The organism is Ensifer sp. ENS10 (genome assembly GCF_014852025.1).
Lineage (GTDB): Bacteria > Pseudomonadota > Alphaproteobacteria > Rhizobiales > Rhizobiaceae > Ensifer.
Genome location: NZ_JACVAS010000003.1, coordinates 261,711 through 284,003, shown reverse-complemented (window position 1 = coordinate 284,003; position 22,293 = coordinate 261,711). Strand labels below are relative to the sequence as shown.

Sequence of the window (22,293 nt, the reverse complement as noted above, 5' to 3'; positions counted from 1 at the left end):
TATGGCATTTGGAACAACGAAGTTCGAGCGTGGCGGATATGGCCGTCGTGGAGCGGCCGATAACGACGGCGAAGATAAAAGGCCAGAGCCGCCCAAGATGCAGCGTTCGCGTTCGCAGATAGCGACGGCGTACGCACCTGGCGTCTTGATGACTTGGGAGGGCGGCAAAGGCATCTGCAAGGCCGTTCCAATCCCCCGCGAATTCCCGAACGGACTTCCGGCGAACGTCACTCAGACGATTTTTGAAGGGATCAAGGAGTTTGCCCAGAGCTGGCGACAGCGAGCTCTCGATGCATGTCCCGACGCGCCAGAGGAGTTCATACTAGACGATCCCTTCTACGACCATCGCACCGGCGACGTTACGATAGATCCGACCCGCTTCGCCATGAACCAGCCTACGGTCGTCGGATACGTGCCCTACCCATTGCTTTACCAATGCGGGGTCTGCCAGAGTCTGCGCGAGTTCAAGAGCGTTGCCGATCAAGCGAAGCGTGGACTGCCCCAAAAGTGCAACGGTCACGACGCCCGATGGTCCCAGGTGGACGTCGTGTATGCTCATTGGTACGGCACTGTCGAGCCGCTGAATCCTTTCAACTATACGTTCGACGACAAGACACAGGACGTTAAGCTGATCCAGAACTGTACCTGTGGCTGGACCCAGTTCAAGCTGAAGAACAAGCCGCCGGTCTTCTCCGAATGGCGGTTTCAGTGCGAAGAATGCGAGACCACGCGCGACCTTAAAAAAGCGGAACCCAACGTACTCAGAAAACTTAGACTTGATCAGGAGAAGCCTGGCGGCCGTAAGTTCGAGTGGATAGAAGTCGACATGCTCCCGGTTTCCTACCGGGCAAGCAGCGCGTTTTATCCTCAGAGGGCGAGTTTCATCGAGTTGCGTGAAGCGACCGTCGTCGAGCTGATGGCCCCGGGGCGCCGAGAGGACCTACTTAAACGCCTGGCTGAGATCCATTCTATTCCATACAGGGAGCCGTCCGACCTCGAAATAGAAGCCGCGCTCGCCGCGGTTGGCAGATCCGCGGAATGGGACGATTTCGTCACGTACAGGAACTGGTATCTCAAACGAGTAGCACAGGGACAGGACGCCAGCGGACTCAAGTCGGACATGGACAAAATGCGTGAAAGCTGGTTCGCCGAGGGTCTAATTGCCCGTGGAGAGCTGTCCAGTCCCGCCATCGACGCTGCGGTCCGTTCGCGCGGGGCTTGGGCCCGAAAGTTCGATCCCATCCGCCTCACTGTAGAGCATGCGGCGTTCGTCGAAGAACATATCAACGCCGGAATGCAGGGGCCTCGCCACACGGCGGTTGATGTCGTCAATCCGGACCTACCCTTGTTCGAAAATGCGGGCATCGCTGCCGATTTGGAAAAGTATAAGAGGGGCGTCCAGAAAGTGCTTCAATGCACTGGTATCGGGAAGATGGTCCTGGTACGCGGTCTTCCGATCTGCGAGTACAGCTTCGGCTTCTCGCGTGTGTCGGCGACGCCCGTCTACCACAGGGAGACGCAGAACCGGAAAGTCGCGATGCCGGTGAGGCTCGTCGCATTCGACGAGATGAAGAACCACCAGCGCCCGATCTACGTTACTCAGCAGAAAAACGAGGCGCTCTACATCAAGCTCGAGGAGGGCAGGGTGAGGCGGTGGCTAAAAAGGAACGGCATCACTGACATGCCGCCGGACGAAGTCGGCCTCTCCCAAGCATACCTTGAGCGGTACCAGGACTTCGGACAGTTTCTCGACGACTACAAGGATAAAGAGCGACAGGGAATGCCCCGGAACCTGGCGCCTTTCATCTATATGCTGTTGCATTCGTTATCGCACCAGCTCATCCATTCGCTCGCTGATGCTTCCGGCCTGGATCGCGACGGCATCGGCGAATACATTTTTCCCGCCGACCTTGCTTTCACCATCTACCGGAAAGGCATGACACCCGATCTGGGGAACATCTCCGCGATGTGGAGAAATCACGCGATGGAGTTCCTACGCCGATCGATTGACCAGCGAACGCTGCGCTGCGGTTCGGGAAGTTTGTGCGATAGTCGCGGGGGAGCGTGCCCTGCATGCATCATGGTCGGCGAGGTGTCGTGCGCGGCGTCAAACCTTCTGTTGTCCCGCTCTGTGCTCAAGGGCGGACCGGCTCCAGAGTGGGAACTCCGCGACTCCGCGGATATCGTCGGGTACTTCGAGCGGGAGCTCGACGCGTGAAGCCGATATCAATGGCGCAAGAAGGAAGAGCGCGATTCGTCGTCACAATGCCGCCAGCCCCGAGCCGCATCGGGAGCGTTCTTGACGCGACACCGGCGGCACGTCTTTTCGCTCAGACCGAAACCGCCGATGCCTTTCGCCATCTTGCGCGCAAAGCCCAGCACAGGCTGGTCGTCATGACCCCGTATATCGACGCCGTGGGCTGCGCTTGGGCTCTCGACATGTTCGAAAACGCGGTTGCCACAGAGCGTATCCTCATTCTCCAGTCGGTAGATCAATTGTCAAAGCCAGGCGTGGACGAGGTAGCTTTGCGAAAGGCGGCAACGCGCGTACTGATCTACGGTGACGGCGACACAGATGAGACCTTCCATTCCAAAATAGTTCTGGCCGACGGAAGCGATGCATACGTGGGTTCGGCCAACCTTTTGAACCGCTCAAAGGGACTAAACCTCGAATGTGGCCTCATGGTAGAAGGTCCGGTTGTCGCGTCGATATCGACGTTGGTAAATGCGGTGCTCGCTACGTTCGACTTGGACGGTGCGATCCCGAGGTAGCCGTACTCGCTCGGCGGCCGATCCCGACGACCTTGACGACCCTTGGCCATCGGGGACTCGCAAAGGATGCATTAAGCTTGGCCTAACCTCATATCAGTCAGGGTCGCTTACGGCGCGCACTGAACGACAGGGTAACCATTGTTACCGAAGTCGTGCGCGGCGCCGTTGACACGGGCCGATTTGTAACGAACTAGAAGCTTCAAACGGAAATCCTGCTGCGCTCTTCCATCATTGATGTAATTGAACGGTCCCCGATGGGACACGCGTCTTCAGTGCACATGCCGATGCTCGTCCTCGCTCGGGCATGCACCACCGCGGTATTCATGACTTATCCCGCCTGCCTGCGGTCGCTTATGGACGCTTGGCAAATGACAGCGGCTCGAGCCGGGACGGTTCAAGGAGCATTTACAGCCTCTTTTGTTATCTCCTTATTGGTCGTCTCTTTTCTGTGCGACCGGTTCGGTGAAAAGCGAGTGTTCGTCTGGTCGGCGATTGCATGCGCGGTTTCGGCTGTCTTTTTTGCCGTGAGCGCGCGCTCTTTCGAAAGCGCACTGGTATGCATGGCGCTTTTGGGAGCTACTCAAGGGGCCAGTTACACGCCGGCCATTATTCTCGCTTCGACGAACGCACAGCCCCATCGAAAGGCTTCGGCAGTGGGGTGGATCCTCGCCGGTATGTCAGCTGGCTACGTAATTTCCATTCTTGTTGCAAACGTCATGCTCGCCGTCGCGGACTATCGGCTGTCGTTCGCGGTCACATCGGCAATAGCAGTCGTCGGCTCAGCACTGAGCGTCGTCGCAACTAGGCACGCTGTTGATCCTGCCACGCCAGCGGACCGAGTGAAGACACACGATGATCGGCGCTGGAAGCGACAGGCGCGTTTCCTTACTCTCGGGCACATAGGTCATACGTGGGAGTCGTTCGGGGCATGGGCATGGATTCCCGCGTTTCTAACGGCGTCGCTGCTGTCTCAACATCACATGACAGGCATCGAAATAGGCCTTTGGACGGCGGTTACGCTCCATGTCTCCGGCTTTTTGGGCTCTTTCCTTTCGGGGTACGCAGCGGACCGATTTGGCGCCAAACCGGTTCTCGTGGGCTTTTCAGTCATCGGAACCATTTGTTCGCTCGTCATAGGTTGGCTTGGTGAGCTTAACGTCGCACTTCTGCTTCCTGTAGTCGCGGTCTACGGGTTTGCGATCATTGGCGACTCCGCGGTTCTGTCCTCGGCCATGACCGAAGTCGTGCCCCCATCGCAGCTTGGCCGGGCGCTGGGAGTGCGATCTATTTTTGGGTTGGCGCGGGTTCGGTGTCGCCTATTGTCTTTGGCTTGGCCGTAGACTTCGCTCCAGCTTCCTTGTCGTGGGGACTTGCCTTCAGCACTCTAGCTGCGGGCGGGATGTTGGCGGTCATCTCCGCAGCGGCACTGCGAAGATGAATGTTGCGTCGATATTCTACCCTATCGTCTAGCTGGGCGAGATCACCGCAGCGCGACCTGGCCTCAAAGCTGAGACGTGCCGTAAGATCGCTTTTGCCGCCAGTTTAATAACCGATCGAATCTCACGACGGGGACGGCCGGGCGAACGCAAGTTTCGGGGGATCAGGTGCTGGATCGGTGCCACTTTTGGCAGGTCTATGCTGCGGCTGCGCCGTCAAGTAGTTTTCCGGGGAGGGGGGTATCGCCGACAGTTGTCTCGACGATACCGCATATTCCTGAGCTACGCCAATGTGTAAGCCGTTTTCACCGTGGTGTAAAACTCGGCGGCATAGCGGCCCTGCTCGCGCGAGCCGTGCGACGAGCCCTTGCGGCCGCCGAAGGGCACATGGAAATCGACGCCCGCGGTCGGCAGATTGACCATCACCATGCCGGCCTCGGCATTGCGCTTGAAATGGGTCGCGTGCTTGAGGCTTGTTGTTGCAATGCCCGACGACAGGCCGAACGGCGTGTCGTTGGCCACAGTGAGTGCCTCGTCGTAGTCCTTCACCCGGATCACGGAAGCAACCGGACCGAAGATCTCCTCTCGAGAAATCCGCATCTCGTTCGTAGCCTCGGTGAACAGTGCCGGCTGCATGTAGAAGCCGGGCGTGTCGCGTTTCAGCAGTTCGCCGCCGAAGGCAAGCTTTGCGCCCTCCTGCTGGCCGATCGCGATATAGTCGGTGTTCTGATTGAGCTGGCGCTCATCGACCACCGGGCCGATATGGGTGCCAAACTTCAGAGCATCATCGACGACGAGCGCGCTGATACGTTCACCCATGGCGGCGACGAAACGGTCGTGAATGCCCTCGGTGACGATGAGGCGCGAAGACGCGGTGCAGCGCTGGCCGGTCGAGAAGAAGGCGGAATTGACCGCCGCCTCGACCGCGACCGCAAGATCGGCGTCGTCAAGCACGACGAAGGGGTTCTTGCCGCCCATTTCCAGCTGGTATTTGCGATTGTGTTCGACCGAGGCCAGCGCCACGCGTTTTCCCGTGCCGGTCGAGCCGGTGAAGGTGATGGCGTGAATGTCCGGACTGTCGAGCATCGCCTGGCCGACGACCGAGCCCTTGCCCATGACGAGGTTCAAGACACCCTTCGGCAGGCCGGCGCGGTGAAGAATGTCGACGATCGCCCAGGAACTGCCGGGCACCAGTTCGGCCGGCTTGAAGACGACGGTGTTGCCGTAGCAGAGCGCCGGCGCGATCTTCCAGGCGGGAATGGCGATCGGAAAGTTCCAGGGCGTGATGATGCCGACGACACCGACCGGCTCGCGGGTGATCTCGACGCCGATATTGGGTCTTGCCGACGGCAGCACCTCGCCCGCCAACCGCAGGCACTCGCCGGCGAAGAAGTCGAAGATCTGGCCGGCGCGCACCGTCTCGCCAATGCCCTCGACAAGTGTTTTGCCTTCCTCGCGCGACAGCAGCCTTCCGAGCTCGTCTTTACGGGCGAGAATCTCGTCGGCGGCCTTTCTCAAGATCGCGTGGCGCTCGAGAATGCCGGAACGCGACCAGGCCGGAAAGGCTGCCTTAGCGGCGGCGATCGCGGCATGCGCATCGTCGGCAGAGGCAAGGGCATATTCCCCCACCACGTCGTTGGTGTTCGAAGGGTTGATGTTGGCAACCCCGTTGCCACCGATCCATTCGCCGGCAATCAGGTTTTGGTGCAGCATGTGCGTCCTTGTAAGTTTGAAGTGCGTGGAGGGTGATGTTGATGCTCGCCGCACGCAATCACGCGTTCAATGAGTTGTCCGCGAAGTTACGGATGATAGTTGCGAGCTGCGGCTCGTCGACGAGCAGCGCTGCGTCCTCAGCAGAAAGCCACGACACCTTGCGCTGCCCCTTCTCGGGCCAGTCTAAGCGCTGCTTCGTCACACGGAGCGGGTACACGAGCACCTGGAGTTGTTCGAACTCGCGTTCATTGCGCTTCCAGTATTTATAGGTTCCGAGCGGCTTTCGGTGCACTTCCCCAAGGACGCCTGCCTCCTCAAAGGCTTCTGTTGCAGCGGCCTCCGGCTTCTTGTGGCCCTTCTTCTTCCAGCCCTTCGGGATAATAATACGGCCGGTGTCCCGCGACGTTATAACGAGCACCTGCAGCTCACCGTCTTGTGAAAAGCGAAAGGGAAGTGCTGCGACTTGTTGCCTAATGTCTGGATCGATTGCTGAAGCTGTGTTGTCGTGTTTTTTCATTTCTGTTCACTTTAGCGCAGTGGCGCTGCAGCCGTGCTCTCTCCGGAACACTGGCGGACACCCACCTGGGCGCAGAGGCGAGAGGGCCTCGTTGACAGGCCCCATTCACGTTAAACACGCGGATGCTCGCAGATTATCACTCGGTTTTCCGATACGAGGCAACTCAAACGATGGTATAGATTGAGATCTGCTCGTGTCGCCAACCCGTGATGCTGCGTCGATTCAATTCATGCTAGCCTGGTACACCAGCGCCGTCGAAGCGCAGGGCGTGCACTTCGATCGCATTGGCGATGCCATCGATTGTGTGAAGCCCGAGGATGTCCGTCTGACCGTGGCAACCCGATGCCTTCACAAAATCCCCCGAGAGCAAAACGGGACGACCCAGACGTTTGGTGAGCGCCTCGAGCCTGAAGGCCTGATTAACCGCAGAGCCGATCACGGTGAAGTCGAGACGTTTCTTGGATCCGATATTGCCATACATTACTTCGCCGACATGAATGGCGGTGCCGAAGCGTAGCGGCTCGGCCGCGAGCGGGAGCCGCGACACTGCGTCATATGCTTCGCGGACAGCCGTGAGAAGCTGGAGGCACGCATTTGCGCGGTCCATTGGGAAAACCGCCAGCAGGCCGTCACCGATGAACTTCAGAATTTCTCCGCCGTGCTTTTCGATGGGTTCTCCGACAACATCGAAGAACTGGTTCAAAATCCCAATGAGTTCGTCGCGCTGAAGGCGGTCAGACAAGCGCGTGAAGTTACGCATGTCGCAGATGAGGATGGCCGCTTCTATCGTCGCACCCGCGCCACGCGTCGTAGCACCGTGCAAAATTTCCTCAGAAGGATGCACTCCGACGTATGTTTGCAGCAGCGTTCGAGCCAATTGATCTTTCAGGCGAATCTCCGTGACAAGCGAATACCACGGCAGGAGCGCATTAAGGATCGCCAGTTCGCGGGCCGAAAAGCCTCCCGCTCGATCTGTTGCGAACGTGAGAAGATGGCGGCGACCCTGCGTATGGTCCAATGGCCAAGCGACGTAGTCCGAATGACCGGCCTGCTTCAGTTCCTCGAAAACCGCGAAGCGATGCGGGCCCATGATTTGAAGCTTTTGTCGGACGCTCTTCCCAGTCGCGATGACCATCTGGAACGGGCTTCGCCGGAAAACGTCGGTTGCCTCAACGTCGTAGGACACTGTCTGAACGCGTATCTCGGACTGGTCTCGCATCCAGACCATTCGCGTGCCGAGCCATTGCGGATGATGGACACGGAGATGCAGCGTCGCTCTGCTTAGAGGGATGCCAAACAGAACGAGGCGCGTGCAAAGCTCGGCAAAGATCCTCTCTGCCTGCATTTGATCCCGAACTCCCGCCGAGAGCCAGTCAATGATCTGAACGGGGAAATCTATAGTTTGATCAAGTCCCATTTTCGCCAGCTTCCATTGGTTTCATCACAGGAATGGAAGTAACGAACCTCAGGCCTATGACCGATTATGTTCCGCCGAACTATTTTGCTGGGTGCGTTACCGCTACGGCTGTTCCGAGGAGCAAACTCTCAATAGATAACAACACTTAGACCGCTGTTGGTAGATGTACCAAGGTATGCCCGGAGATTGCGGAGTTCGTGGGGAGGGCTGCTTTACACCGTACGGGGCTGCCGCATGTTGCGGTTCGAAGGAACAAGGTTATCGGACCTTCGCGTGAACACTCCGAGCCCTGAAGGCCCTGGTGTCCTTGTTACTTTTGCGCGCAGGCGAGTGGTCAAAACCCTCATCTACTTCCTCAAGTAGCTTTTCGAGCCGGTGTCCGTAATACAGAAGTGCCCGCCACGAGGACCGATGCAATAGGTTCCGCTGTTGCAGGAACAGCTTCCGGTCGCGCTAGGGGCCATCTCGGAAGCAGCCGATCCCATCAGCGAAGCGCCTCCCATGTAAGATTGGCAATCTTTTTTGCTGCCGCTCACCGAACCATCGTTGCATATAAACGTCGAGCCTTGGCAGTGATTGATGCCGCCCTTCCTTCCACTGCAAGGCTCGTTCGCCGTCGGGGCGCCATGGAAGAAGAGCGCGGCGGCTATAAGAGCGGCAACGTAGACGGTCGTGGCGTTGAATCGAAGGAAAGTCATATTTTTTCTGAAGAACGAAACGCATTCCCGGACGGCGGCGAGACCTCGACATCCCCTTCCTGACGGGTGTCCATTCTGCACGGATCTTTGTTAAGAGGCCATAAAACAACTCCGCCATCCACTGCAGATTACGGTTGAAGACAGTGAGCTGTTTCCTCTACGGTCCCCGAGGCTGAGGGATCGAAATGAAGACCAAATTCCGCTTTATGGCGGCAAAATTCGTCGCGCTGGCGATAAGCACGAGTGCATTCGCGGACAACCCCACGTCATCGGGCACCGGTTTTGCCGTAACATCCGACGGCTGGATCATGACCAACGCGCATGTGGTCGAGAAATGCAGCCGCATCGAGATAAAGGGGAAAGGTGCGGCCTTCGACCCGCGGATCGATGCGACCAACGACCTGGCTTTGGTCAAGGTATCAGTCGGACTACCGCTCAAGCCTTTGACTTTCAGGCGTACGCCCACCAGGCTTGGAGAAGACATCGTCTCGATCGGTTACCCGCTCGCCGACCTGCTTTCGGATTCCGTTAAGATCACCACGGGCAACGTGAACGCTTTGGCAGGGCTGAAAAACGATACGAGATACATCCAGATATCGACGCCCATACAGCCGGGAAACTCCGGCGGCCCTGTGGTTGATCGTGACGGGTTTCTTTTAGGGGTCACAAGCGCGACCTTCTCGAAGCAAGCAGCCGACGAAATCGGGATTACGGCGCAGAACATTAACTTCGCCATCCGGGGCTCGGTCGGCGATCTATTCATGCAATCACAAAACATCCAGAGTCACTCCGGCGACAAAGTGCCGGCACAGCCCGTTATGACGACTGCGGATCTCGCCGACATAATTGCCCCTTCGGTTTTCCAAATCCTATGTTACGGATCGCCGGTGCAGCAATCGTCGGTGCAAACTCAGGATACTGTAACCAACATTCCCAGAGCCACAGCAAACGTCCCGTTACTCGACGCCAGCGGCTACGACGCGATTGGATTCGACTACGGGACCCTCAAAAACGTCAGCTACCAGGATTGCCGGACTGCATGCGAGACTGACCGTCAATGCAAGGCTATAACCTACAACGCCAAGCATCGGTTCTGTTTCCTGAAGGACAACGTGGTGGCCCTGATACGCAACAGCGACGCCATGGCGGCGTACTCGTCGGCAAAGGCGGCCGACGTTATCGTATCTGATTTCACAAGCTACTCCGGAGTCGATATTCCCGGCGGCGATTACAAACGGCTTACTCGCACGAATTACCTTGAATGCTTTGTGGCCTGCGTCGGTGACAATGCCTGCCGGGCCTTCGCCTATGTTGCGAAGAAGAATGAGTGCTGGTTGAAAGACACGCTGGGGCGACCTAAGGCGACAAAGGGCGTCGATCTGGGCGTAAAATAGCTGTCGCGGGTCTAAAAGGGGAGGTGTGTATCGATGCTGGTCGCCTTGACCAATGGTAAAGCCGGGAGGCTCAAGTCGGAGATTCAGTCAGGCGCGAGCTGGCGACAAGTGTTTCGCGCATCGGAAGATTTGTTGACGGCTTCGGTGTTCGGACGCCTGACCTACCTCGACGGGCCAGTATTGTGGACGATCCTTCGGGGCGCCTTTCCTGAGCTTCCCGATTATCGCATGGTCGAACTCCTGGATGTCGAATTCTGGCCGAGATGGCTGGAAGAGGGTGAAGCGTCGACCGTGGAGCCCGATGTGTTTCTCCAGTTCCAGGTTGGAGACCCTGCAGTTCGCATCGACGTGATTGTGGAGGCAAAGTTCGGCACTGCTCCTGCCCAATATGCCGACCAGTGGCGGCGACAGTGGACCGCCTATCACAGCGCCAGGGAAGAGGAAGGGGAGGACGTTCCCCGAAGCGTTTACCTGATGGCCATTGGTGGAATAGGGGCGCGAGCTGACCTTCTTGTAGAAAGACTGCTCAGGGAACTCGAACAGCACGATATCGAGATACGCCCACTCGCAGCCCACTGGAGTGATCTACTGCGTTCGCTCGTGGAATTTCACGAAAAGTCGATCGTAGGACGTGACCGGCGCATTGTCGAAGACATCATCGAGGCTTTAGGGCTGGCGAATTATCGACACGCAGAGACTCTGAACACGCCCCCGGCCCCAGAGCAAAAATTGGCGCATGGAATCGATCGAAGCTTTAACTGACTACGACTTTAGGAACATCCGATGAATGCCAATAAGACTGCCGAACTGAGCGGGCTCCTAGCAAACGTACGAGACGCCTACCGGCTGATCTGGGCATACCAAAGACGCTGCCTCGACACCGTCCAAGTCATTGCGGATCAATTTCCCGAACTGAGCTTCTATCAGTGGTCCAGCCTCCTTAGCAATCATCCCCCCAGCGAGGTACGTCCCCCTTCAACAGGTGGACGTGGGACTACATTCCCTTGCATTCGACGTCGTTCCTGTCGATCAGGAGCGGTGATAATCGACATGCACCCAGGGCAGGGGAATGGATGTTGGAGATTCGTTTGAGGACCGATACTGCTGTGGTGCCGCCTGATAAGGTCGAACCCGACCCGACACGTCTCGAACCTTCGGCCTCGTCCCAGACCACGATGGGACTGATCGGGTGGAAATGTGTGAAATCCTTCCGCAAGGACGATTCGTGGTACCACAGCGTGTGGAACGTCAGTCACTATCCCGATGAGGATGAGCGCGAGCAAAACAAGGCGGGAACCCGTTGCGATGGCCGTGCTCTCGTATACGAGGTCGACAGCCCGGTGGAGAAACTGGCCACGCGTAGCGAAATCATTTCGTTCGTTGACCGCGCAAAAAGTGAATTCGCGACAGTGCTAGACATGAAGTTTTCGTGAGACGGGGCGCGAGTCGCAACTGATGCGATCGCCGCCGATCCGAAAAAGTTGGCGGCGCGGACGTCTGGAGAAGCCCGTTTAAAGCCACACTAAGTCATGCATCGAATAACGATGACATTAACACCCCATTTCCCACCTGACGTGTCGGACTTCATGTAGCCGGCGGGGATTGCGGGCCGAAGTCCCTTCTGCGCGCATCGCGCCTCCGCGATCTGAACAATATCTTCGTGGCTCGCCGAGTGTCCAATTCTCTCAAGGAAGTCGTTTGGGGGGCATTTATGACTATTATCGAGATCTACGTTGCAGACGGTATATTCTCGGACTGCGGAGCCGGCAGCGATCCCTGGTTCCTCTTTCAAGAGAGCAATAATTGTCACCGCAGCTAGCAATGCCGCAACGACAAGGATTACAATCGTCGTTTGCCGCTGGCGCTGCTCTTTTAGCTGCAATTGCTGCCTAATAATCTCCATTCTCTTCGCCTGGGAGAAGCCATCGGTATCAATCCGGAAGTATTGTTCCGCTATTTGCATGGCTTCCAAACGGTCACGCTCGGGAACTTTTGACAGGTTCTCCCTGGCGCTCCGGAGTTTGAGGCCATAGGCCTGGACTAGCGCTGCCACAACAAATGCGACAAGCGTCAGCCCGCCGCCGATATACGGGATTGCGTCCCACACGTGCGCCCCCAACGGTAATTTGCCTTCCGCAGATTGCATCAACCTCCAAAGAGTGTCGAGGGAATATCAGCGGTTGTTAAAATTCTGAACTTCAGATTTGCGTTCAAGGCGCATTTCTCAAGTGACTTCCCGCCCTCGCAAGATCAGCCGCGCGACGGAGACAAGGGGCACACGTGGATTATTGACTCTACGACGCACCCATATGAAATGTGCGTATAGTTTCAGAGGGAAAACAAAGCATGGCAGACGAAAAACATATCGAAGGCAATCCCGAAGTAGCGGCAGCGGTCGCGCCGACAGAAGTATCTCCAGCTAAAAAGCGTGGTCCGCGGCAGAAGAAGACCACGTCCGATGCTGCTTCCGAGGCGACAGAAGCAAGTTCTGCGGCCCCGGCAAAGAGGGGCAGGAAGCCGAAGGAAAATACGCAGGCGAGGGCCCCCAAAGCGCGAGCGAAAGATCCCGCTAAGTCTCCGAAGACCAGTGTGCGGAAGCAGCCGATAAAGGCCACGGTACCGGTGCTAGACGAGATCGCCGACCTCGTTCAGTTAGAAGAGGAGAATGTGCGCCTCCGTAAGACGTTGGCCGAAAAGCTACGGGCTGAGAATGCCGATCTTCGCAAACGGCTCGGACTTGCGTGATCGTTACCGGGCCGATCGTTGTACGATCGGCCTTCATCGCCCCTTCGCTGAGTGCTCCTGGCCTGGAAGGTTTTGGTGCGATCCCTAAGGTGACGAAGCCCTGTCCGGGTTGGGCTTGCAAACATAAAGGACATTCGAGGCTACGGAACGAAGACTGACCAGCAAATCGCATCACGCAACCATAGTCGCGCTCTCATCGCAAACTGCAACGGACGACCCGCGTCGTGGGACCGCCCAAACATCGAAGGCCGGGTTATAGACGCCGGGGAGCGGAAAATACTTGTCTATGTCTTCGAAGTCCCTGACATTCAGTGTGGCGACGGGCATGTCGTACACGATCGAAGTCGCGGCGATGAAGAGATCCTGGCCAGGTTTCCTCTTGTCCGCCAGCGGGTTTGCGAACCAGAGATGGGTGAGCGGCCTACAGCACGTCAACTCTCCGAGTAGCCGCGCTACCTGAGGGGTTGGCACCGGGTACTCGAACTCGGCGTCGAGGACACCATCCAGCCAGTCCCAAAGTTGTTTTGCCCTGATGGGATCGGACCGATGCTTCTCCGCAATGCCTGTTTCAATCTCCAGGATTGCCGCAAACGGTATCGCCACTCGGGTTTGTGCCAGCAACCATTCTGCGATGGCGGGGTGGGGTTTCGGCTTGCTCGCATTGCTGATGATGTTCGTATCGAGCAGAAAGATGTTGTCGGCCATGCTTGCGGTCTCGCGTCAGCCAATACATTTCTACCAAGGTCGCCGGATATAGTTAACTTCCCGTAAAACAGCCACTAGAGGCAGACGCTGCCACAGAGTGCCTCGTTAAGCTGAGGTGCGTTCGCCCGGCGAAGCCGCGGGAAGCCTCTTGACGCAATGTTGAATGTTCTTTATATGTTCCAGGCATGATCAAGCTCGTCCTGCTCACGATACGAATACGTTGAACGCTGCCGCGCAAGCGGAGAGGTGTCAATTCGGTTTGTATCGAGGTCTTAGATGACATCCCCAGATCATATTCAGCAGACCGCACTCGAAGCCGGTCAAGCTATGCAGTTCTCCACCAGTCGCCCTTCTGTAAAAGGCCCGGCATTCGCAAAGCACCGATCTAAGGTCGCTCGAGACCTCGCATACGTCCTCGACGTGAATCCAGACGTGATTGCCTGGGGCTGTAGTCCATCACCATTGGAGACTTGGCGAGGAGAGCACGTTCCGGACTTCAGAATGCAGGACACGCAAGGTGTCTGGTGGCTACTGGACGCGCCCGACCGCAAAGTTGTTAGCCCGGAGGAGCTCGCTGACGCGGCCGAAGCACAATCCCACCGTTACCGCCAGGTTAGCAGTTCCGAAGTGTACGACGGCTTCCGTTTGAGGAACGCCAAGGACCTGTTGCGATATGCGGGCCACAGCGTCCCGCTGGGCGACCGCATGAGGTTGCTTTCAGTTCTTGACGAACAGGGGCCGCTCTCGTTCGCTGACTGCCTCCGGGCTGTTCGCGAGACTCAGCCCGTAGCCGCGCTAGCGTCTCTGATCCTCCAAGGATTTCTCGAAGTGGAGTTGGATGACGCGATTATCGGGCCCGAGACGATGGTGAGACGAATACGCGGGTGAGCCTTCCCCACGTCGTCCCTGTCATCACCATCGAGGCTCACCATGACTCTCAAATTGAAAGGGCGGGATACGCTCCCGCAAAACCTTGCCACCGTTGTCGCGTCCTTCGGCATTCGGAATGCTATTCGGCACCTGTTGCGTCGGCCGGATTCCAGTTTTGTAGCTCTAATCGTCGTTCCGAACCAGAACGATTTGGACATCTATCAGTTCGCCGCCCGCCGACTCCTAAACGTCGTCAATGCACTTGACGACGACGGGATGCGCACCGCTTTGGTCGACGTGGCATCAGAATTTACACGGTCCAGCACGGACTTACTCTCGACGTTCTACTTCGTCCGACGGGCGATCCTATTTTGCACCGAGGAAACCGAGATCTCTTCCGAGCTCGCTCTTCTAATTGACTTCCGCGCCGTCATGCGGCCGCCCTCGCCAAGCGATTTCAGAGTGGCCGCTCGACAACTCGACTTGCGTATGACCGACGCAGACTCGGATTTTCTGGCAACCAAGAGCCTGCACGAGCTTAGACTGGCCATCCGACCGGGGCGGTCAGTCGGACGTATTGTCTGCCAGCTGAAGGCGCTGTCGACCGATCCCGATAGCCCGCCTGTGCGGCGTCGCGACAAAGGCGATGTCCGGCTAGAGGATCTGGCAGGCTACGGACAAGCGAAGGATTGGGGCCTGCAACTTGCCCAGGATATCGGGGACTGGAAGCGAGGTGCGATCGACTGGGCTGACGTCGACCGGGGAATCCTTTTGAGCGGCCCGCCAGGAAGTGGAAAGACGACTTTCGCACGCGCTTTGGCGAGTACCTGTAACATTCCGCTCGTTCATGCCTCATATGCGTCTTGGCAGGCCCGCGGACATCAGGGAGACATGCTTAAAGCCATGCGAAAGTCGTTTTCGGACGCCTTTGCGAAACGGCCATCAATCCTATTTATCGATGAGTTCGATTCGTTTGGGGATCGGGGGAGCATTTTCGATCAGCACCACGACTACAAGCGCCAGGTCATCAACGGGCTGTTGGAATGCCTCGATCCGATCGACGGACGCGAGGGTGTGATCGTCATCGGCGCAACGAATAACGCTGATGCGATCGATCCCGCGCTGCTGAGGCCGGGCCGGATCGACAAGCTGGTCTCCATTTCCCTGCCGGATGATGAAAGCCGGCAAGCGATCCTGCGATTTCACCTGCCGGATGCCTCGCTGCGTGATCTCGGCGCGTTTCTCAAGGCGTCGGAGGGATGGTCAGGCGCGGACATCGAAAAACTTGCCCGCGAAGCCAGGCGTACCGCGCGAGCGACCGGCAGCAAAGTGACGGAGGCGGAGGTGAATGCTGCGCTCCCCCCAATGCTATCTTTCACTGAAGAAGAGCGGTATCGCCTCGCCGTGCACGAGGCGGGCCACGCGATTGTCGGGCACGAGGTTCGCCCGGAAACGCTCGTCCGGGTATCGATCAACAGCGAAAGGCCCTCAGCGGCTGGTTGGAGGCGGATTGGTCTAACCGAGTTTCGGAACAGCGACCCATCTATGGCAACGGCGAAATACTATTCGGATAACATCACGATCTTCCTTGCCGGAATGGCTGCTGAGCGGATCGTCTTCGGGGACCACTCGGCCGCTGCCGGCGGCGATCCACAGTCCGACCTCTTCATCGCGACAGACTTCGCTACGATGATGGAGCGGAGATTCGGTTTTGGCGACGAGTTGCTGAGCGAGACGGGATCGGGACGGCTACCATTGGAAAACTTGCGCCGCGGCGACCCGAACTTGCGGTCTGCGGTACAAAGACGCCTAAAAGCTGGGCTCGACCATGCAACCGAAATTTTGTCGGCGAAACAAAGCGCCCTTGAAGCGCTCGCCTCGCTCCTGTCGGAGCAACTGGAACTGACCGCGGAGGATGTCAGGGCCGCTTGTTCGTTACCTCCGACAGAAGGCAGCACACCATGAAGGCCTGGGTCATTTCCGACTTGCATCTCGAGTTCGGCCAGCCCTTCCCGGTTGCTCCGCCACGCGATGCCGACGTTCTGATCTGCGCGGGCGACCTCCTTACGAAAGGAATCGTCCCGAGTATCGAATGGCTCGGGGCAAACATCGCTCCTTCGATGCCGGTGATTTTCGTTGCTGGCAATCACGAGTGCTATCAGAGCTCCATACAGGAGAGCATTAAGGCTGCGCGAGCTCTCGGTGATCGCCATTCCAATGTCCACTTTCTTGAAAGCGATGCTGTGGACATCGATGACGTCCGGTTCGTAGGCGGAACACTCTGGACCGATTTCCATCTGCTCGGAGGAGATCCCGCCCTTGCCATGGCGGCAGCCGAGGCGGGCATGAATGACTACCGCAAGATCAAGTTCTCAAAGCAGCCATACAGGAGGTTCAAGCCGATCCACGCCTATCGAATGCATCGGCAAACGCGCGAATTTCTCGGAACGGAGCTGACCAGCACGGGGCGGAAGACAGTAGTTGTTACCCATCATGCTCCGTCGTTCCAAGCCATTCCAACGGAGTTCCGCGGAGATCTACTATCGGCGTCTTACGCCTCGAACCTTGAGGAGCTCATCGAAGGAAAAGCGCCGAGATTGTGGGTCCACGGCCACGTGCACCGCAGGGCGGATTACGTCGTGGGCCAGACAAGAGTCGTTTCAAATCCACGGGGGTATCCCGGAGAGCATACCGGTTTCGATGCATCGCTAGTCGTCGAAATTTGACATCGATCACCACCTGCCAGCACGGAGAAACGCGCCCTCTGCTCCATGTTATCGGAGCGCGCTCACTGGACAGGCATCGACGAAAAGGGAGCTTCACATGTCAGACGGAGACAAGCCCCGGAAGCGCCGCGCTGCCAGACGCGACTCCTTCGGGTCTGGCCTGGGGCCGGACTTCGTCCCACTAGGTCGGCGCATCGTTATCAAATCCGGCAAGGACCACGTTAGACCCAAGCGGCGACCAAAGAAGTCCCGCAATACTGCGTCTGAGCCGGAGACCTAGAGATTTGTCATGAGTGGCTGAAGCTCCCCGGGTTTTCGGAGACTTCGTGTATTCGAGAGCCCATCGAAAGGGCGTGGTTGGTTGAGAACGAACTTGGAGCTCATGCCAAAATTCAAGACCCTGACCTTCGCGTAGGATCAGAACGAAACCGCCGATGGGGAAGCCCTCGTTTGTTTCGCAGTCGGATCGAAGGCCTTTAATTCATTCAGAAGTTTTTTTATCGCCCGGAATCGGGTATCTGTCAGCTAGAACAAATAAATTGAGGTACTCACGTTGTTGGAACCAGCTCGTGTTTGGGAAAGAGCGGAAGCGGAAAAACACGTTGCCGACGTTCTCGACGGAGCTAAGGCCGGACGCCTGCAGCGTGTGACTGACTCAGACGGCGTCTTCGAAATCAAGTACACGGCAAATAGACCGAAAGAGTCTGCCGGCCGGGTTCTGGCTCGAGGTGGCCCTCGCGAAAAGTAATAGGTCGTCAGCAGGTCGCTGCTTGACGAAAATTCCGAGAACTTTGAGTGGCGGGGTCATCTCTAGTTCTCTGGTTGTGAGATGGCGGCGCGACTGCAGAGCTTTAGCTGCCTGCGCTCGTGCCAAAGTCCGTTCCGGAATGTAAGCGTACGGGTGTACCTGGATAAAACCCGAGCTCCACTTAGACGGTCGACGCCGCGCGCGAACGAAGCTGGCAGTCCACAAAATAGTGAGGCCGTATGCTGCTGCGCCACATCCGCTACTTGATAGCTGTCGCCGACCATCAAAACTTCACCCGCGCGGCAGAGGCCCTGCACGTCTCTCAACCAACGTTGTCACAACAGATCAGACAACTGGAAGAGCGGCTTGGAACGCCGCTACTTGACCGCTCCGGGCGCCTTGTGAGGTTGACCGACGCGGGCAAGGCCTACGTAGATTATGCTCGCCGGGCTCTGATCGATCTTGATGCCGGGAAACGGGCCATCGACGATGTTCAGGACCTGAGCCGAGGTTCGCTGCGCCTCGCGGTGACGCCGACCTTCATCGCCTACCTTATCGGCCCGCTTGTGGAACGGTTCCATGCGAAGCATCCGAGAATCAACCTTACCGTCGAAGAGATGACGCAGGACAGAATTGAAGCCAAACTGAGCGGCGATTTGCTCGATCTCGGGATTGCGTTCGACGACGTTCACTCTCCCGAGATCGATAGCACCCCGCTGTTTTCCGAGCAGCTAAGCGTCGTCGTGGGCCGCGAACACCCCTGGGCGTTGGACGAGCACATTCTGACTTCGAGGGCGCTTGAGGAGGGGCCGCTGGTGCTTCTCACCGCGGATTTCGCCACTCGACAATTTATCGATGCTTATTGCAAGCGTTACGCTGTCTCCGCGCGCACGACTATCGAGGCGAACTCCATCAGCGCGATTGTCGAGATCGTGCGTCGCAACCAGCTCGCCACCATTCTACCGCAAAAGATCGCCCTGCGGCAGAATGGCTTGGTCGCTGTCCCCCTCCAACCGGCTGTCGAACCGAGAACGGCGTCCCTCCTGCGTCGCCGTGACGCGTATCAGAGCGCAGCAAGCCGAGCATTCAGCGAAGTGGCTTGCCAGTTCGCGGAATTGGACCTTTAGAACGATGCCGTAACTGGCCGGTCGGGGAAGCCGCCGCATAGGACCTTGGTCCGGCTCACCCTCGCAAAGGTCTTAGTCGCATTGCCCGAATCCGCCATATCATGAAATTGCTGCACCAGCGCCAACGGAGCGGAGGCCCCGCTGTTGGCGCCCCCCAATCCCAGAGCGCGCCCCAGCCCCAAGCGAAAGCGCTCTGGGACCCCTTAGTCCGGCGTCAAGCCGAGAAAAAGTACCACACGGGAACCAAATCGTGATGTCGCAGTCACGCGGCGTGACGACGACGCGAATGCGAGAACCGTAAACGGAAAAGAGAAGCCCCTACCAACGGCAGAGGCTTGTAAGGGGAGAGGGCGGCCGAATACAAACGGCACACCAGAGGGGAGGCTGATGTGTCTCCCGCGGCTTTTCATTGGGATGTGAGAGCGCGGGGGCGGCGGCAGGTCAGTACGGCTTCGACATCATCAGAACGGCTTGTATGGGAGAAACTTGCCATCGAGCGTGATGATGGCGCGCGAGCCGCCTTCCGGGTCTTCAACCTTCTTGATATCCATTTTGAAGTTGATGGCACTGATGATGCCGTCGCCGAATTGCTCATGGACAAGCGCCTTGAGCGTGGTCCCGTAAACCTGCACCATTTCATAGAAGCGGTAGATCGTCGGGTCGGAAGGCACGCCGCCGGGGATGCTCCCGCGCACAGGTATCGTTTGAAGCGCGGAGATGTTTTCGGCGCTAAGTCCGAGCCGTTCGCCTACAACCGTCGCCGCCTCTTTCGGGAGGGGATGCTGCCCGAGAAGGGCGGCGGTAACGTAGGGCAGGCTAAGGCCAGTGCCCTCGGCGAGTTGCTCCCAAGATAAGTCTCTCTGAGCTTTGCTGTCGAGAATCTCGGCGGTCAAAGCGATGCTCCGATCCTGATATGCATGTGACTGGGTCATGTGAAGTCTCCTTTCGGGAGGTTAGGCGGCCGCGGCTTCGTACTGTGCGACTGAGCGGCTGCCGGGAAAGTTGGTGATACGTGCGAATTGTTTGGAGGTGTCGTCGAAAGCTTCGACTGCGCCGGACTCGATATCGAAGACCCAGCCGTGAAGACGCACGCGTCCTTGCTGCAGGGCCAGCCGCACACTTGGGTGGGTACTGATGTTCGCGATTTGAGCGACAACGTTCTCGCGCACCATTGCGTCGAGCTTTGCTTTGCTCGAGGCGTGCTCCCGCGCTTCGTTGACGACCTTCGCGCTGTCCGCGTAGCGCAACCAATTGGCCACCGCGGGAAGGTGGTTTAGGCATTTGCATTCTGAGATCGCCGTCATTGCGCCGCAGTCTGAATGACCGCAGATAACGATATCAGTAACGCCGAGTACTGCGAGGGCGTACTCCACTGTTGCGGAAACTCCGCCCGGTTCCGGACCGTAGGACGGAACAATGTTTCCTGCGTTGCGGATGACGAACAGTTCGCCCGGTTCCGTCTGGGTCAAAAATTCGGGCGCCACTCGGCTATCCGAGCAGGCTACGAACAATGTAGTGGGATGCTGTTGGGTTGCTAATTGCTTGAACAGATCCGAGCGCTTCGGAAAGGCTTCGAGTTGGAATTTCCGGAGACCTTCGATCAAGTGCTGCATGGCTAATCACCTCGTCCTTTTGGTCGGGCTCAGAAGTACCGCCGATGTTTCATAGGGTCCAAGACTATGTTGCTATCAGGATGATAGGCATTACCTATAGCTCGGGATGGTCAGCACTCCGCCGCGGTGTTCCGGAAATAATCTTCCGGGCCGAGCGCCGTGAAGCGCGGATCGGCGTCGTCACTCGCCGATTGGGCACGGAGTAGTTGACGATATTGACCTATCCGAAGGGGGCCGTTCAACGGCGCTGTCGACCATATGTCCCGACGGTTCGATCCGAGAAAGGCTCAGGGCAACTGCTAAGACAGTCTCAATGCCGACACCCAGCGATACAAGATCGGCTTATATAAAACGCGATGGCGTTCACCCGCACAGCGCTTTCTTGGCAATGATCAGCCGGGTCCTGAAGATCGTGATCCGGTTGCGCTGGGGGCCACTTCGGTAGCCCCTGTGCCGGTCGCGATAGCAAATGCATTCAATAATCAGGAAGCAGTCGCGCCACTTCTGGTTCTTCTGGGAAAAGAAGAAGACCAGCATCAAGATGACCTACACCTACGCGATTCTCTTCGCGTTACAGGAGAGTTGAAATCGAGGGGACGTCAGTCCGATGGCGGTCCCTTAATCACCGTGGGAGACAAGGAAACCTACTCAGTCAGGCTCGATTACCGTGAAAGTCGAGCGATGAGTTCACTTCACAGGAATAACCGCCGGCAGGTCCTTTTTTTTCAGCAGCACCACAACGAATTTGGCCGGGTTGGTGGTGCTGGCGTTGCGACTAATCAGGTGAATGTCGGAGGGACTTTCGTAATAAGTTTCCCCTGGTGCAACCGTGACCTCTTCGCCACCCTTCACCTGCATCACGATCGACCCTTCTAGTACGTAGACGAAAGCGTGTGCGTCGTGGCGGTGAATAGGAGTCGAGCCTCCTGGCTCGTACTCGACCTTCAGCATCAGCCCTTCTTTCCCGGGGTAATCCTGCAAATCTTTCGTCATCAACGGAGTTACCTTTGCCTCGCCCCCTGCGGCGACTGGCGTGGCTCCTAAAACGGCGACGGCCGAACAAAGCGTAGCGAGCAGAATCGACTTCATCTTGATCTCCTTTTAAGATTTCTGCGATCTGGACAGTTGCAGAATAGGGCTGAACAATGCAGCTCTACTTACGGTCCACAGCGCTATTTCGTGCAGAATGTCGCCAATCCGTCCAATCCCCGGTCTTTGACCGCCTGGATTGCTGTCTGCCCGGGCAGCAGTGCCAAGTCACGGATACGAACGCCGAGGTAGCTCGCTTCGGGATCGGCGAGCAGGTCGTCGGTCAGGAAGAATGCAAGGCCTGTGATTTCCAAGGCTTCGGCGGCTGAGCATGAAGGGCAGTTCGCGCACCTATTGCCACTGCATTCCAGACCGGAATCCAGCGTCCAGGACGGACCGTTCGAGGTTCTGCTAATGGTGTCAATTCGAGTGTTCTGCTGCTCGATAGCGACCATCTGTGCGCTTGGTCGGCCCGTTCTGCCCACGCTTTTCACGGCTGGATCCTTTCAACGCGCTATTCGACTTGCCGAAATCCCGATCTGTCGGTGGTAATTGAGGTTCGGCTAGACTGTATAGTGATGCAATGAAGGGGTTTGCCGCTATCATCCGAACCGATGCTTGCCGTCGACAAGACGATAGGTTGCCCTAGACCTTCCGGTAGCCTTTCCTATCCACGCGACCGGTCGGTGCGGACGACCGACGTGTGCGATGCGAGCGGTGTGCGAGCCGCCGTACCGCTACGAATTCCATCGACCGGCCATGTCCGCGCTGGGTTATCAGCCG

General features: G+C 57.6%; 21 protein-coding genes. 12 read left to right on the top strand and 9 right to left on the bottom strand.

The annotated features are described in order from the left end of the window. The first annotated feature begins 1 nt into the window (after position 1). The 3 genes from IB265_RS14600 (at position 2) to IB265_RS37760 (ending at position 4,112) form a co-directional block, all read left to right on the top strand. Complete coding sequence (locus IB265_RS14600; protein ID WP_210334496.1) at positions 2–2,218, top strand: hypothetical protein; 2,217 nt, start codon at positions 2–4, stop codon at positions 2,216–2,218. Continuing rightward, the gene (locus IB265_RS14595; protein WP_309140336.1) at positions 2,215–2,772 is read left to right on the top strand and encodes a phospholipase D-like domain-containing protein; all 558 of its coding nucleotides are present in this window, start codon (positions 2,215–2,217) and stop codon (positions 2,770–2,772) included. Before IB265_RS14600 ends, IB265_RS14595 begins: the two co-directional genes overlap by 4 nt. Before the next feature lie 254 nt (positions 2,773–3,026). Further along, positions 3,027–4,112, top strand: a complete 1,086-nt coding sequence (locus tag IB265_RS37760) for an MFS transporter (RefSeq protein ID WP_375293066.1) — start codon at positions 3,027–3,029, stop codon at positions 4,110–4,112. 378 nt (positions 4,113–4,490) lie between these two features. On the opposite strand, the gene IB265_RS14585 is transcribed toward IB265_RS37760, so the two are convergent. The 3 genes from IB265_RS14585 to IB265_RS14575 all read right to left on the bottom strand — a co-directional run bounded on the left by IB265_RS14585 (position 4,491) and on the right by IB265_RS14575 (position 7,855). Next, the gene (locus tag IB265_RS14585) at positions 4,491–5,921 is read right to left on the bottom strand and encodes an aldehyde dehydrogenase family protein (RefSeq protein ID WP_192371199.1); all 1,431 of its coding nucleotides are present in this window, start codon (positions 5,919–5,921) and stop codon (positions 4,491–4,493) included. Between the two features lie 58 nt (positions 5,922–5,979). Beyond that, a complete protein-coding gene (locus IB265_RS14580) occupies positions 5,980–6,438 on the bottom strand; it encodes an NUDIX hydrolase (protein ID WP_192371200.1) in 459 nt (152 codons plus the stop codon). 232 nt (positions 6,439–6,670) lie between these two features. Beyond that, positions 6,671–7,855, bottom strand: a complete 1,185-nt coding sequence (locus IB265_RS14575) for an adenylate/guanylate cyclase domain-containing protein (RefSeq protein WP_192371201.1) — start codon at positions 7,853–7,855, stop codon at positions 6,671–6,673. Positions 7,856–8,738: 883 nt separating this feature from the next. Between IB265_RS14575 and IB265_RS14570 the strand changes: the two genes are divergently transcribed. The 3 genes from IB265_RS14570 to IB265_RS14560 all read left to right on the top strand — a co-directional run bounded on the left by IB265_RS14570 (position 8,739) and on the right by IB265_RS14560 (position 11,380). After that, entirely contained in the window at positions 8,739–9,947 is a 1,209-nt protein-coding gene (locus tag IB265_RS14570; protein WP_192371202.1) for a trypsin-like peptidase domain-containing protein, read from the top strand. Positions 9,948–9,980: 33 nt separating this feature from the next. Continuing rightward, a complete protein-coding gene (locus tag IB265_RS14565) occupies positions 9,981–10,709 on the top strand; it encodes a hypothetical protein (protein ID WP_192371203.1) in 729 nt (242 codons plus the stop codon). A gap of 311 nt (positions 10,710–11,020) precedes the next feature. Further along, positions 11,021–11,380 carry a hypothetical protein gene (locus tag IB265_RS14560; RefSeq protein ID WP_192371204.1) on the top strand — a complete coding sequence of 120 codons (360 nt, stop codon included), beginning with the start codon at positions 11,021–11,023 and terminating at the stop codon, positions 11,378–11,380. A gap of 89 nt (positions 11,381–11,469) precedes the next feature. On the opposite strand, the gene IB265_RS14555 is transcribed toward IB265_RS14560, so the two are convergent. Next, the gene (locus tag IB265_RS14555; protein WP_192371205.1) at positions 11,470–12,093 is read right to left on the bottom strand and encodes a hypothetical protein; all 624 of its coding nucleotides are present in this window, start codon (positions 12,091–12,093) and stop codon (positions 11,470–11,472) included. 200 nt (positions 12,094–12,293) lie between these two features. On the opposite strand from IB265_RS14555, the gene IB265_RS14550 reads away from it, so the two are divergent. Then, entirely contained in the window at positions 12,294–12,692 is a 399-nt protein-coding gene (locus tag IB265_RS14550) for a SyrB-like regulator (protein WP_192371206.1), read from the top strand. A gap of 171 nt (positions 12,693–12,863) precedes the next feature. Here IB265_RS14550 and IB265_RS14545 read toward each other — a convergent pair whose 3' ends face one another. Further along, positions 12,864–13,397, bottom strand: a complete 534-nt coding sequence (locus tag IB265_RS14545) for a PIN domain-containing protein (RefSeq protein ID WP_192371207.1) — start codon at positions 13,395–13,397, stop codon at positions 12,864–12,866. A 501-nt stretch (positions 13,398–13,898) separates the two neighbouring features. On the opposite strand from IB265_RS14545, the gene IB265_RS14540 reads away from it, so the two are divergent. The 4 genes from IB265_RS14540 to cynR all read left to right on the top strand — a co-directional run bounded on the left by IB265_RS14540 (position 13,899) and on the right by cynR (position 18,868). Continuing rightward, positions 13,899–14,285, top strand: a complete 387-nt coding sequence (locus tag IB265_RS14540; protein ID WP_192371208.1) for a hypothetical protein — start codon at positions 13,899–13,901, stop codon at positions 14,283–14,285. Positions 14,286–14,327: 42 nt separating this feature from the next. Then, positions 14,328–16,232: an AAA family ATPase gene (locus tag IB265_RS14535; protein WP_192494861.1), complete on the top strand. Its 1,905-nt coding sequence runs from the start codon at positions 14,328–14,330 to the stop codon at positions 16,230–16,232. Next, on the top strand, positions 16,229–16,993 hold the full coding sequence (locus tag IB265_RS14530) for a metallophosphoesterase (protein WP_192371210.1): 765 nt from the start codon (positions 16,229–16,231) through the stop codon (positions 16,991–16,993). The genes IB265_RS14535 and IB265_RS14530 overlap by 4 nt, the downstream gene beginning before the upstream one ends. A 987-nt stretch (positions 16,994–17,980) precedes the next feature. Beyond that, on the top strand, positions 17,981–18,868 hold the full coding sequence (gene cynR / locus IB265_RS14525) for a transcriptional regulator CynR (protein ID WP_192371211.1): 888 nt from the start codon (positions 17,981–17,983) through the stop codon (positions 18,866–18,868). A 461-nt stretch (positions 18,869–19,329) separates the two neighbouring features. Here cynR and cynS read toward each other — a convergent pair whose 3' ends face one another. Together cynS and IB265_RS14515 are read right to left on the bottom strand one after the other, a co-directional pair. Beyond that, entirely contained in the window at positions 19,330–19,761 is a 432-nt protein-coding gene (gene cynS, locus IB265_RS14520) for a cyanase (RefSeq protein ID WP_246805941.1), read from the bottom strand. A gap of 60 nt (positions 19,762–19,821) precedes the next feature. After that, positions 19,822–20,481: a carbonic anhydrase gene (locus IB265_RS14515; RefSeq protein ID WP_192371213.1), complete on the bottom strand. Its 660-nt coding sequence runs from the start codon at positions 20,479–20,481 to the stop codon at positions 19,822–19,824. 469 nt (positions 20,482–20,950) lie between these two features. Between IB265_RS14515 and IB265_RS37755 the strand changes: the two genes are divergently transcribed. Continuing rightward, entirely contained in the window at positions 20,951–21,067 is a 117-nt protein-coding gene (locus IB265_RS37755; RefSeq protein WP_192371214.1) for a hypothetical protein, read from the top strand. Positions 21,068–21,168: 101 nt separating this feature from the next. Here IB265_RS37755 and IB265_RS14505 read toward each other — a convergent pair whose 3' ends face one another. Together IB265_RS14505 and IB265_RS14500 are read right to left on the bottom strand one after the other, a co-directional pair. Further along, positions 21,169–21,570, bottom strand: a complete 402-nt coding sequence (locus tag IB265_RS14505) for a cupin domain-containing protein (protein WP_192371215.1) — start codon at positions 21,568–21,570, stop codon at positions 21,169–21,171. Between the two features lie 83 nt (positions 21,571–21,653). Continuing rightward, positions 21,654–22,004, bottom strand: coding sequence for a hypothetical protein (locus tag IB265_RS14500; protein WP_192371216.1), 351 nt, complete (start codon positions 22,002–22,004; stop codon positions 21,654–21,656). Positions 22,005–22,293: the final 289 nt, after the last annotated feature.